The 11,989-nt window shown below is 70.0% G+C and carries 12 protein-coding genes, 1 tRNA gene and 1 pseudogene; 2 read left to right on the top strand and 12 right to left on the bottom strand.

What is annotated here, in order from left to right:
- Positions 1-174 precede the first annotated feature (174 nt).
- The 3 genes from A8G15_RS27550 to A8G15_RS27540 form a co-directional block, all read right to left on the bottom strand.
- On the bottom strand, positions 175-372 hold the full coding sequence (locus tag A8G15_RS27550) for a hypothetical protein (RefSeq protein WP_068166318.1): 198 nt from the start codon (positions 370-372) through the stop codon (positions 175-177).
- A gap of 275 nt (positions 373-647) precedes the next feature.
- Positions 648-720: transfer RNA gene (locus A8G15_RS27545), tRNA-Thr, on the bottom strand.
- A gap of 62 nt (positions 721-782) precedes the next feature.
- The gene (locus A8G15_RS27540) at positions 783-1,967 is read right to left on the bottom strand and encodes a DNA polymerase III subunit delta' (protein WP_068166315.1); all 1,185 of its coding nucleotides are present in this window, start codon (positions 1,965-1,967) and stop codon (positions 783-785) included.
- A gap of 95 nt (positions 1,968-2,062) precedes the next feature.
- Between A8G15_RS27540 and A8G15_RS27535 the strand changes: the two genes are divergently transcribed.
- Positions 2,063-2,452, top strand: coding sequence for a VOC family protein (locus A8G15_RS27535; protein ID WP_068166314.1), 390 nt, complete (start codon positions 2,063-2,065; stop codon positions 2,450-2,452).
- Here the strand turns inward: A8G15_RS27535 and A8G15_RS27530 are convergent, their stop codons facing one another.
- The 4 genes from A8G15_RS27530 to A8G15_RS27515 all read right to left on the bottom strand — a co-directional run bounded on the left by A8G15_RS27530 (position 2,453) and on the right by A8G15_RS27515 (position 7,193).
- Positions 2,453-3,127, bottom strand: a complete 675-nt coding sequence (locus tag A8G15_RS27530) for a helix-turn-helix domain-containing protein (protein WP_068166312.1) — start codon at positions 3,125-3,127, stop codon at positions 2,453-2,455.
- A gap of 36 nt (positions 3,128-3,163) precedes the next feature.
- Positions 3,164-6,097 (bottom strand): type I DNA topoisomerase, encoded by a 2,934-nt coding sequence (gene topA / locus A8G15_RS27525; protein ID WP_068166311.1) that lies wholly within the window; start codon positions 6,095-6,097, stop codon positions 3,164-3,166.
- 117 nt (positions 6,098-6,214) lie between these two features.
- On the bottom strand, positions 6,215-6,820 hold the full coding sequence (locus A8G15_RS27520) for a hypothetical protein (protein WP_068166309.1): 606 nt from the start codon (positions 6,818-6,820) through the stop codon (positions 6,215-6,217).
- A gap of 169 nt (positions 6,821-6,989) precedes the next feature.
- Positions 6,990-7,193 (bottom strand): cold-shock protein, encoded by a 204-nt coding sequence (locus A8G15_RS27515; protein ID WP_005248460.1) that lies wholly within the window; start codon positions 7,191-7,193, stop codon positions 6,990-6,992.
- A 387-nt stretch (positions 7,194-7,580) separates the two neighbouring features.
- On the opposite strand from A8G15_RS27515, the gene A8G15_RS27510 reads away from it, so the two are divergent.
- Entirely contained in the window at positions 7,581-9,935 is a 2,355-nt protein-coding gene (locus A8G15_RS27510) for a DEAD/DEAH box helicase (protein ID WP_068166308.1), read from the top strand.
- Here A8G15_RS27510 and A8G15_RS27505 read toward each other — a convergent pair.
- The 5 genes and pseudogenes from A8G15_RS27505 to A8G15_RS31275 form a co-directional block, all read right to left on the bottom strand.
- Positions 9,935-10,285: pseudogene (locus A8G15_RS27505) on the bottom strand (Rv3654c family TadE-like protein); the annotation flags it as partial. The gene A8G15_RS27510 and the pseudogene A8G15_RS27505 overlap by 1 nt on opposite strands.
- Positions 10,282-10,623: a TadE family type IV pilus minor pilin gene (locus tag A8G15_RS27500; RefSeq protein ID WP_068166307.1), complete on the bottom strand. Its 342-nt coding sequence runs from the start codon at positions 10,621-10,623 to the stop codon at positions 10,282-10,284. The pseudogene A8G15_RS27505 and the gene A8G15_RS27500, both read right to left, overlap by 4 nt.
- A complete protein-coding gene (locus A8G15_RS27495; RefSeq protein WP_068166306.1) occupies positions 10,620-10,823 on the bottom strand; it encodes a DUF4244 domain-containing protein in 204 nt (67 codons plus the stop codon). Before A8G15_RS27495 ends, A8G15_RS27500 begins: the two co-directional genes overlap by 4 nt.
- 43 nt (positions 10,824-10,866) lie before the next feature.
- Positions 10,867-11,475 (bottom strand): type II secretion system F family protein, encoded by a 609-nt coding sequence (locus A8G15_RS27490; RefSeq protein ID WP_156665589.1) that lies wholly within the window; start codon positions 11,473-11,475, stop codon positions 10,867-10,869.
- On the bottom strand, positions 11,439-11,989 hold a 551-nt coding region (locus tag A8G15_RS31275; RefSeq protein ID WP_068166304.1), incomplete at its 5' end, for a type II secretion system F family protein. The genes A8G15_RS27490 and A8G15_RS31275, both read right to left, overlap by 37 nt.

Raw genomic sequence — 11,989 nt, 5'->3', positions numbered from 1 at the left:
CGAAACCCTACCAGAAGGTTCCGAACCGGTGAAATTCGCAGGCGCCTTCGTCCAACCTCGTTGTCCCGGTCCTTCAGGTCCGGGTCGGTGTCCGTGTCGCTCTGACCTGGAATAAGTTACGCGACGCCGACGCAGAACACCAAATCGCCAGGTCAACTGCTGTTTCGGGACGACTCAGGGCACCCAGTACTTGGCTGCGAGCTGCTGGACTACGGCGTCGTCCTCGCCTGCGAGGTCCAGAAGCGCCAAGTCGTGGCCGAGGTCAATGAACCGGGGGTCGTCGCCTTCGGCATCCCCGAGTGGCCGCCCACCGTCCTCGCCGCGTTGCCGCAGGATCTTCTCGCGCACCCGTTCTTTCAACGACTCGCTCATACAACGAGCATGAGCGCCGGGTGACAGGTTGTCGAGGACCGCGGTGTTGTCGGGGACCTTGGGCCGGCTATTCGTCGTCGCGGCGGCGGAACACTCGTATTGCCATCGGCAGGACCACCGCGAGAGCTCCGATGATGAGGATCAGCGAGAAGATTTCCATGACCATGCGTCCATCGTCCCTGTTTCCGGCGTCCTCTGCGGGCGGTCACGGGACATGGCGTCTGATACGAAGAAGGCCCCTCACCGGTGTTCCCGGTGAGGGGCCTTCTTCTCGGAGCTGCCTGTCGGAATCGAACCGACGACCTTTTCATTACGAGTGAAATGCTCTACCGACTGAGCTAAGGCAGCGAGCCTTTCGGCGTCCGAAGTGTAGCCGACCACCCCCGGGACGACGCAAACCGGCACGTAGATCAGCGGAACGCGGAGCTCAGGCCGGCGGCCATCGCAGCGACCGCGAACCGCGGTTTGACGTTCTGCGCGAGCGCCTCGCGGCACTCCAGGATCGATTCGATACAGGTCAGCAGCGATTCCGGGGAAGTGCGGGAGGCCAGGTCGCGGGCTTTGTCGGCCATGTCCGGGTGGTTCGGGGTGGCGACCGCGCCGAATGCCACCGCGAGCGCGTCGCGGTACAGCCCGGCGAGGTCGATCAGTGCTCGGTCCATGATGTCGCGTTCGGTGCGGGTGAGCCGTGACTTCTGGGTGCGTTCGAGATCCTTGAGCACTCCGGCCGACCCGCGTAGCGCACCTGCGGCTCCCTTACCGGTGCCGCCGGCACCGAGCGCTGTCCTCAGTTCCTCTGTTTCCCGTTCGTCGAGGGCGGCGCTGACCTGCTTCGCCTCGGCCTGCGCCCGCTGGACGAGATCGTCGGCTGCGGCGTAGGTGGTGGCCGGGCGCAGGACCGCGCCGGCGACGTCGAGTGCGCGGGTCCGGTTGCTGCGTGCGGATTCGTCGGTGGCGAGACGCCTGGCCCGGCCGACGTGACCGCCACTGACGGATGCGGCCCACTGCGCGGTGTCGGCGTCGATTCCGTCGCTGTCGCGCAGGACCTGGGCGATCGAGGCGACCGAGGGCGTCACGAGCGCGACGTGACGGCACCGCGACCGCAGCGTCACGGAGATGTCCTGCGGGTCGACCGACGGTGCGCACAGCAGGAACACCGTGCGTTGCGGCGGTTCCTCGACGACTTTGAGCAGGGCGTTCGCAGCTCCCTCGGTCAGCCGGTCCGCGTCTTCGACGACGACGATCTGCCAGCGGCCGGTGCTCGGCCGTCGCGACGCGGTCTGCACGATCTCGCGCATCGACTTGACGCTGATGGTGAGACCCTCGGGCACGACCCGGCGCACGTCGCCGTGGGTGCCGGCCATCGTCGTCGTGCAGGCGTGGCAGTGCCCGCACCCCGGTTCGCCGGGTTCGGTGCACTGCAGGGCCGCCGCGAAGCACAGTGCCGCGACCGACCGTCCCGAGCCGGGAGGGCCGGTGAACAGCCACGAGTGCGTCATTGCCGATCCCGTGTCGCCGTTGCGGGCCGCTGTCGCGGCGCCGATCAGGTCCGTCTCGACGTCGCGCTGACCGACGAGACGATCGAAGACACCCATGCGAGGCAGCGTAGCGGCCGGCACCGACCGGCCCGCGCTCGCCGAGCGTCCGAAATCTTCAAGACGCGGTTGCCGGCCCTGTCTACGTTCGAACCATGACTCCTCGTTTCGCCGCTGTAGGGCTCGTCGTGGAAGACCTGGCCCGATCTTTCGAGTGCTACCGCGTACTCGGTTTCGACCTCCCCTCCGTCCTGCCCGACGGACCCCATTTCGAGACGACGCTGCCCGGTGGGCTGCGTCTGATGTGGGACACCGCCGAATCCGTGGCTTCGTTCCACCCGGGATTCACGCCCGCGGACGGCGACGGTGCGGCTCTGGCCTTCGACTGTGACAGTCCGGACGGTGTGGACGTCACGCACAAGGCGCTGCTGGCAGCAGGATGCACCGATGTGCAGTCGCCGTGGGACGCGTTCTGGGGTCAGCGCTACGCGATGGTCCGCGATCCGGATGGTTACCCGATCGACCTGTTCGCCGCGCTGCCGTAGCTATCCGGCCAGGTCACCGAGCGTCGTTCCGGACATCGCCCGGATCTCCCGGGCCAGGTGCGCCTGATCGCTGTACCCGCAGTCGTACGCGATCGCGGCGAAACCACTGCCGGACCGGGCGAGATCGACGGCACGCCGGAACCGCAGGACCCGGCCGAGGGTTTTCGGTCCGTATCCGAAGGTCCGCACTGCGTGGCGGTGCAGTCGCCGTTCGCTCCATCCGACCGCGTCCGCGGTTCCCGCAACGGACTCACCCGACGCGAGCAGTGCGGCGACGGCCACGCCGATCCGGAGGTCCGCGTCGGCGAGCTGTTCACGGGCCAATGCGACGAGCGATGCCGCGGGATCGACCAGGGCGGCATCCGACAGACGCCGGACCCGGCCGGTCGACCACACCTGATCCAGGGGAACCCGCTGGTCACGCAGTTCGCATGCATCGGTCCCGAACAGTGCCGGCCCGACGCCGGGCGCGCAGCGCAACGCTGTCAGAGTCCGGCGGGTCCCGAGATCCGAGTGGTGTGCCCGAGTGTCCGGTCCTGCGACGAGGAACCCGTCCTCGTGCCAGATCAGGTCCATGCACCCGTCGGGGAGCACGGATGTGCCGCTTCCCGCGGGCGTGCGCTGCGCGGACCACAGGAGCACCCCGGCCACACCGGACTGCTGCTCGCGGTACACGCCGCGAGGATACGACGGCGCCGGGGCGCCGTCACCCTATTCGGCGGTCTTCTTCGCCGCAGCCTTCTTGGCAGGGGCCTTCTTCGCCGCGGTTTTCTTCGCCGCCGTCTTCTTCGCGGGAGTCTTCTTTGCGGCGGCCTTCTTCGTCGTCTTCTTGGCCGGGCCGCGGGCACGACGGTCCGCGAGCAGCTCGGAGGCACGCTCGTCGGTGATCGTGCCGACCTCGTCGCCCTTGCGCAGGCTCGCGTTGGTCTCACCGTCGGTGACATACGGGCCGAACCGCCCGTCCTTGATCACCATCGGCTTCTCGCTGACCGGGTCGACACCGAGTTCGCGCAGCGGCGGCGTCGCCGCGGCCTGACGACCGCGGCGCTTGGGTTCGGCGTAGATCTTCAGCGCTTCGTCGAGTGTGACGGTGAACATCTGCTCTTCGGTCGCCAGCGACCGCGAGTCCGTGCCCTTCTTCAGGTACGGGCCGTAGCGGCCGTTCTGCGCGGTGATCTCCTCGCCCGACTCGGGATCGGTACCCACCACCCGCGGCAGCGACAGCAGCCGGAGTGCGTCCTCGAGCGTAACCGTGGACAGGTCCATCGTCTTCAGCAACGACGCCGTGCGCGGCTTGGGTCCGGTCGCCTTCTTCGCCGCTTTCTTCGCGGGAGCTTTCTTCGCGGCGGTCTTCTTCGCGACGGTCTTCGTCGCGGTACCACCGGCGCCGATCTCGTCGACAGGGATCGGCGTGACTGCGGGCTCCGGCTCGGGTTCGGACGGCGGCTCCGGCAGCAACTCGGTCACGTAGGGACCGAAGCGTCCTTCACGGGCGACGATCTCGTTACCGGTGACCGGGTCGGTGCCGAGGCTGCGACCCTCCTGCGGCGTCGAGAACAGCTTCTCGGCGTACTCGAGGGTGAGCTCGTCCGGCGGCAGGTCGTCGGGCAGGTTCGCGCGCTGCGAGATCCGTTCACCGTCCGGGTTGTCCGGGTCGACGACCATGCGTTCGAGGTACGGGCCGAAGCGGCCGACCCGCACATGGATCTCGCGACCTTCCGCGTCGTCGAACAGGCGGATCGAATTGATCTCCCGGGCGTCGATGTCCTCGAGGTTCTCCCCGACCATCTTCTTGAGGCCACCCTCGCGGGCGACCGATCCCTCGGTGCCGCGGTCGCCTCCGAAGTAGAAGCTCGACAGCCAGTCGTTGCGATGCTCGTGACCGGATGCGATCTCGTCGAGATCGTCCTCCATTCCGGCCGTGAAGTCGTAGTCGACGAGCTGCCCGAAGTGCGCTTCGAGCAGGCCGATCACCGCGAACGCCACCCACGACGGCACGAGCGCGCTGCCGCGCTTGTAGACGTAGCCGCGGTCCAGGATCGTCTTGATGATCGACGCATACGTCGACGGACGGCCGATCCCGAGATCCTCGAGGGCCTTGATCAGGCTGGCCTCGGTGTAGCGGGCGGGCGGGTTCGTCGAGTGCCCGTCCGGGTCGAGCTTCGTCGCGGTGACGGACTGTCCCTCGCTCAGGTTCGGCAGCCGCGACTCGGCGTCGTCGGACTGGCCACCGGCCTCCTCGTCGACGCTCTCGACGTACGCCTTGAGGAAACCGGCGAACGTGATGGTGCGGCCGGACGACGAGAACACGCATTCCTCGCCGGTCGCAGCGGTGCCGGTGATACGCAGCGTCAGGGTGGTTCCGCGCGCGTCGGCCATCTGCGAGGCGACGGTGCGCTGCCAGATCAGCTCGTAGAGCTTGAATTCGTCGGTGTCCAGGCGCGAGTGCAGCTCGCCGGGCGTCGCGAACACGTCGCCGGCGGGGCGGATCGCCTCGTGTGCCTCCTGCGCGTTCTTCACCTTGCGGGTGTACTGCCGCGGGCTCGGGCTGACGTACTCGGCGCCGTACAGCTGGGTGGCCTGGGCGCGGGCCGCCGCGATGGCCGACTCCGACAAGGTCGTCGAGTCGGTACGCATGTAGGTGATGTAGCCGTTCTCGTACAGGCGCTGCGCGATGCGCATCGTCCGCTCCGACGAGAACCGCAGCTTGCGGCCCGCTTCCTGCTGCAGCGTCGACGTCATGAACGGCGCATACGGCTTGCGGGTGTACGGCTTGGACTCGGCCGAGGTGACGGCCAGAGCCGCTCCTTCGAGCGCGGTGGCCAGAGCTCGCGCGCGGGCCTCGTCCAGGACCGCGACACCATTGGACTTGAGCGCCCCGTCCGGACCGAAATCACGGCCGACCGCGACGCGGCTTCCGTCGACCCCGACCAGCCGCGCCCCGAAGGACCGCGGACTCGCGTCGGCACCGGCATCGAGGGTCGCGGCGATGTCCCAGTACTCGGCGGACGTGAAAGCCATTCGCTCGCGTTCGCGTTGCACGATGACGCGCGTCGCCACCGACTGCACACGGCCCGCCGACAGGCGCGGCATGACCTTCTTCCACAGCACGGGACTGACCTCGTAGCCGTACAGACGGTCGAGGATGCGGCGGGTCTCCTGCGCGTCGACCAGATCGTTGTCGAGGTCGCGGGTGTTCTGCGCGGCCGCGCGGATGGCCGGCTCGGTGATCTCGTGGAACACCATCCGGCGAACCGGGACCTTCGGCTTGAGCGTTTCGAGCAGGTGCCAGGCGATGGCTTCGCCCTCACGGTCGGGGTCGGTTGCGAGATACAGCTCGTCGGCGTCCTTGAGGAGGCTCTTGAGCTCGGCGACCTTGGTCTTCTTCTCCGGGCTGACCACGTACAGCGCCTCGAAGTCCTGATCGACGTTCACGCCGAGCCGGGCCCACGCCTCGCCCTTGTACTTGGCCGGGACATCGGCCGCACCACGCGGCAGGTCCCGGATGTGACCGACCGACGCCTCGACGACGTAGCCCCGCCCGAGGTACGGCGCGATCTTCTTCGCCTTGGTCGGAGACTCGACGATGACGAGCCGACGAGTGCCCGACGAGCCGTCCGACGTGCTCTTGTCCCGTGCTGCCACCGTGCCGCCCGAACCTTTCCTTGTTGTCCCCATGCCTGCTTCTTCAAGGACATGTATACCGACCCGTCCCCCCGACGCGGCCACACACAGGGTCCCACACTGCCGGCGATCGGCTCGTCACCTGTCGTGATCGTCGCCTGTCACGTGTGGCCACATCGACCGCGCGGACGCGTCGGGCGGGGGTTCGCCGATGTTCTCGCCGAGCCTGGTCAGGCGCCTGCGACCGGACACCCGCAGTCCCGGTCCGGTGCCGCGGGTACCGATGAGCGTCGGGGCGATCCCTGCTCTCATCAGCGACTGCGCGAGCACCGGATGGGTCTCGGGTGCGTGCGGGTCCAGTCCCAGGACGTACCGCTCGCCGTCCACCTCCATCCGTCCCGCGGCCAGCACCCACGCGCGCAGCGCACGCGAGCCCGGCACCCAACCGGCCGGAACCGACTTGACGGCTCCGCGCGTCCACTGCGAGGCGAGCGGTGCGAGATCCTCGACGGCGGCGGTCCGGACCAGGGGCCGGCCCTCGTCGGTGACGGTGATCTCGGGTGTGAGCCCGGCCTGCGTCATCAGTTCGGCGATCGCGTCGGCACGCCAGCGGTCGTCGACCACCACGGAGATGCGTGCCTTACCGCCGGACACGACGGCCTGCCCCTGCGCGGCGAGCAGTCCACTGAGATCGGTCAGTGCAGGGGGCACGGTCTCGGCACCGAAGATCGACAGCTGTCCCATACACCGCCCTCTCACTCCAGCGAGCCGCGGCACGCGGCCGGTGGTCGTGCACGAAACTGGAACGTGCACAGAAATGGATCGTCCCCCATCACCGATGGTGACAGGGGACGAATTCAGGCTTCGGTCCACACGGGACCGAGGTCCGCCTGATCGTTCGAGTTACGAACTATCAGACAGCGCGCACGCCGGTGGCCTGCGGGCCCTTGGTGCCCTGGCCGACCTCGAACTCGACGCGCTGGTTCTCTTCCAGGGTGCGGAAGCCGGAGCCCTGAATTTCGGAGTAGTGGACGAACACGTCGGCGGAGCCGTCTTCGGGAGCGATGAAGCCGAAGCCCTTCTCCGCGTTGAACCACTTCACAGTGCCCTGTGCCATGCTTTTCCTTCTCTTTCTAACACCGGATTCGGAGGCTCGCCGGGTGCGCGGTCCTCCGGGCCGGTTCCGACCGCTGTACTTCTTGATCCCCCCATTTGGAAGAGCAAAGCACCGCGCTCGCAACCTCGATCCTGCGAGCGTGCACTTTCTCAAGTCAACGAACACAGAAGCTGCGACCGGTGTCAGTCAACCACGAACCCGCCGCGCACAACAGTAGGAGGGCGTACAAATCGCCCTAAATTCTGATCTTGTTACACCCAGCGCGCAAAATCACGGCGGGTACCTGTGGAGTCGATACTACCGCCGGGCTCCCCCCACCACCCCGATCCGGCCCGCGCCGGGTGGCATACGCTGGAACATCGCCCCACCCGACCCTCGGAGCACGCCGTGAACACCCCGCCGCATCGCCACGAGTCCGGCGCCGCGACCGCGAGTTTCGGCGACGAACTCCTCGAGCGACTCCTCGCGGGCACCCCCACCGCGGAGCACCCGCTGACGCACACCGCGCAGCTTCCCGCGCGCAGGGCGGTCCACACCGAGTGGCCCGATTGGGTCGCCGACCCGGTCGTCCGGGTGATGCGGGAGTGCGGAATCGACCGGCCGTGGCTCCATCAGGCAACCGCCGCGACCCTCGCCGCCGAGGGAAACCACGTCGTGTTGTCCACGGGCACCGCATCGGGCAAATCCCTCGCCTACCAGCTGCCCGTGCTGACGGCCCTGGCCACCGACCCGCACGCGACCGCGCTGTACCTGTCGCCGACGAAGGCGCTCGGCGCCGACCAGCTACGCGCGGTGACGGAGATGGCCTGCGACGATCCGTCCCTGTCGAGCGTGCATCCGTGCGCCTACGACGGCGACACCTCCACCGAACTGCGGCAGTGGGCCCGCGCCCATTCCCGCTGGATCTTCACCAACCCCGACATGCTGCACCTCGGTCTGCTGCCCGGCCACCACCGGTGGAGCCGGTTCTTCACCCGGCTGCGGTACGTCGTCGTCGACGAATGCCACTCCTACCGTGGCGTATTCGGCTCCCACGTCGCGCTGATCCTCCGCCGGCTGCGACGGATCGCCGCGCTGTACGGCGCCGATCCCGTGTTCGTGCTGGCCTCGGCCACCACGGCCGAACCGGGTGCAGCCGCGTCCCGGTTGATCGGCGCACCGTGCCGGGAGGTCACCGAGGACCGTTCCCCGTCCGGCCCGCGCACCGTCGCCCTGTGGGAACCACCGCTGCTCACCGAGGTGACCGGAGAGAACGGTGCGCCCGTGCGCCGCGCCGCGGGCAGCGAAGCCGCACGCCTGCTCGCCGACCTCGTCGTCGAGGGCGCCCGCACCCTGGCGTTCGTCCGGTCGCGGCACGGCGCCGAATCGGCCGCGATCGCGGCGCGCCGCCTGCTCGCCTCCTCCGCCCCGGAGCTGGTCGACCGGGTCGCCGCCTACCGAGCCGGATACCTGGCCGAGGACCGCCGCGAGCTCGAGGCGGCGCTCGGCGACGGTCGCCTGCTCGGTGTCGCGACAACCAACGCGCTCGAACTCGGCGTCGACATCGCCGGGCTCGACGCGGTCGTCGTCGCCGGCTTCCCCGGAACGATCGCGTCGTTCCGTCAGCAGGGTGGTCGTGCCGGGCGGCGCGGCGCGGGATCGCTCGTGGTGCTCGTGGCCCGCGACGACCCGCTCGACACGTATCTCGTGCATCACCCGCAGGCGCTGCTCGGCACACCCGTCGAGGCGACGGTCACCGACCCGACGAACCCGTACGTCCTGGGCCCACAGGTTCTGTGTGCCGCCCTGGAGGCACCGCTCACCGATGACGAGGTCGAGGAGTTCGGTGCGGCCGGTGTGCTCGCCGACCTCGCCGCGCAAGGCCTGATCCGCCGACGCCCGCGCGGCTGGTTCGTCACGCCCGACACCCATCCGCACGCCGGCATCGACATCCGCGGCGGCATCGGCAGCCAGATCGCGATCGTCGAGGCCGACACGGGCCGGATGCTCGGCACCGTCGACGGCGGCCGCGCTCCCGCGACCGTGCATCCGGGGGCGGTGCACCTGCACCAGGGCGAGTCGTTCGTCGTCGACGAATTGCACCTCGACGACGGGCTCGCCCTCGTGCACGCGGAGGACCCCGAATGGTCCACGTCCGCACGTGAGCTGACCGACATCACCATCACCTCGGTCGACGAGCAGCGCGACGTCGGTGACGTGACGGTCGCCTTCGTGCGGGTCGAGGTGACCCACCAGGTGATCGGCTACCTGCGACGCCTGCCGTCCGGCGAGGTCCTCGACCAGATCCCCTTGGACATGCCCCCGCAGACCCTGCCGACGCGGGCCGTGATGTACACCGTCACGCCCGAACTGCTCGAGCGTGCCGGGATCGGAACCGAACGCATCCCCGGCGCGCTGCACGCCGCCGAACACGCGGCGATCGGATTGCTGCCGCTCGTCGCGACGTGCGACCGCGGCGACATCGGCGGGGTGTCCACCGCACTGCACGCCGACACCGGGCTGCCGACCGTATTCGTGTACGACGGGCACCCCGGCGGCGCGGGCTTCGCCGAGCGCGGGCACGCACGAATCACCGAATGGCTCACCGCCACCCGCGACGCGGTTCTCGCGTGCGAGTGCACCACCGGCTGCCCGTCGTGCGTCTACTCCCCCAAGTGCGGCAACGGCAACGATCCGCTCGACAAGACCGGCGCGGTCGCGCTGCTCGGCGCGGTGCTCACCGCAGCCGCCGGCGGGATCTGATCCGCCGGCCCCGCCCGCGCGATCGCCACCGCCTCCCCCAGACCCGGCAGCGCCGTCGTCACCTCCGCCGCGACCTCGACGACCGCGTCCCACCCGTCGACCGTGCAGGACCGCACCCGCACCCGCATGCGCGTGGCGATCCGTTCGGCCTGCGCGCACGCCTGTCCGTTTCCCCGGTCGAGCGCGACCGCGACGGCGAGCGCCGCGAGATCCGCCGCCGCCTGGGCGCGATGCCGCGACGCCACGGCCGACCCGACGTGCACCAGCGTCGCGGTCACGACGACGAGCGCCGCCATGAGGAAGCAGCCCAGGATCGTCGCGCTGCCCCGATCGTCCCGCAGCGCGCTCACGGCAGCGCTTCCGGTTCCCGGACCGCCACGGCCTCGGCGGTCAGCGTCACCAGCGGCAGCAGCGGCCCCGGTACCGACACGACCGCGACGACAAGATCGCCGTCCTCGCGCACCGTGATCCGCGCGTCCGGCGGTGCGACCCGGGCGGCGGTCTCGACCGCCCGGGCCTCGTCACCGCGCGCCGCCAGTCGTGCCGCTTCCCGGGCCGCATCCTGGCACCGGAACTGATGCGAAACGCACAGCACCGCCCCGAGGCACAGCACGAGCACCGACACCAGGGCGGCGAGGGCGATCGCCGCTTCGACGGTGACGCCACCCTGTTCTCCCGACCCGGTCACACCGCGGTGTTCAGTGCGCGTTCGACGATGCCGGTCAGCGCAGAGACGATGTTGTCCCCGGTGACGACCGTGTAGAGCACGGCACCGAACGCCGCGGCCGCGATCGTGCCGATCGCGTATTCGGCTGTCGACATGCCGTCCTCGTCGGCCACGGCACCGGCCAGCCGACCTCGAACGGTTCGAAATGCGTTCGCGAACATGGTTTCTCCCCTCATCGCGGCGCGGACCGCCCGCGCCGTCGTCTCACAGCAATCCCCCGGAGAGGACCTCACCCGCCAGCCCGATCACCACCGGGACGATGCCCAGGCAGACGAAAGCGGGCAGGAAGCACAGACCGAGCGGGCCGCTGACGAGCACACCCGCGCGCTCGATCGCGGCCGCCGCGTGATCCTCCGCGTCGGCACGGCGCCGTTCGGCCAGTTCGGCGACGATGTCCGACAGCGGCGCGCCGGATTTCGCGGATCGTCGCGCTGCCCGCGAGAACGCGTCGAGCACCTCGTCGTCGCCGAGAGCGCGCCATGCCTCGGCGGGGTCGGCGCCGAGCTGCAGCCGGTCGGCGCCGCGCCGGAACGCGTCCGCCAGGAGCGGTGGGGCCGACTCGGCCACCGCGCGGGCCGCGGTCGCGGTCGGCAGACCGGCCCGCAGGCACGCCGCGAGCAGATCGAGCGCAGCCGGGACGGCATGCGGATCCTGTTCGGCGGCAACAACGGTCGCGGTCTCGCCGCCGGCCGGCTGCGAGACCTCGCGCAGGCGGCCGCGTGCGATGTCCGGCAGTATCAGCACCGCCGCAGCCAGCAGGAGCACCCCCAGAGCGATCACGATGCGACCCGCGCCGAGATCCGGTCGGTCCACACCAGCCCCGCACAGGCCAGGCCGGTCCCGAACACGAGCAGCGCGCCGCCGAGCCCGCCGCCGAGCAGCACGGCGATCGGAGCGGCGCCCATCGCCTGCCCGAGCGCGACGCCGAGCGCGGGCAGTCCGGCGAGAACGGTCGCGGTCGCGCGGGCGCCGGCCAGGCCCGCCTCGGTGCGGGAACGCAGACGGATCCGCCCGAGCAGGTCGGTGCGCGTCGCGGACAGCAGTTCGGCGAGTGCGAGTCCGTGCCGGTCGGAGACGGTCCATGCCGCCGCGACCCGTTCCAGATGCGCGCCGAGCGGATCGGGGGCTCCGCGCAGTCCGTCCGCCGCGGATCCGCCGAGCCGGGCGCGGGCGGCGGCGACCCGCGTCTCGTTCGCCGCGGCGGCGCACGCCTCGGCCGGGTGATTGCCGACCCGCAACTCGGCGATGACCGTTTCGAGTGCCCCGAGCAACATCCGCTGATCGGCGTCCGACGCCTGCGCGCGCCGGCGACCGCGGATCCGCCACA

This window comes from Rhodococcus phenolicus (assembly GCF_001646785.1).
Taxonomy (GTDB): Bacteria; Actinomycetota; Actinomycetes; order Mycobacteriales; family Mycobacteriaceae; genus Rhodococcus; species Rhodococcus phenolicus.
The sequence above is the reverse complement of the archived record's forward strand: the minus strand, read 5'-3'. Positions and strand labels throughout refer to the sequence as shown.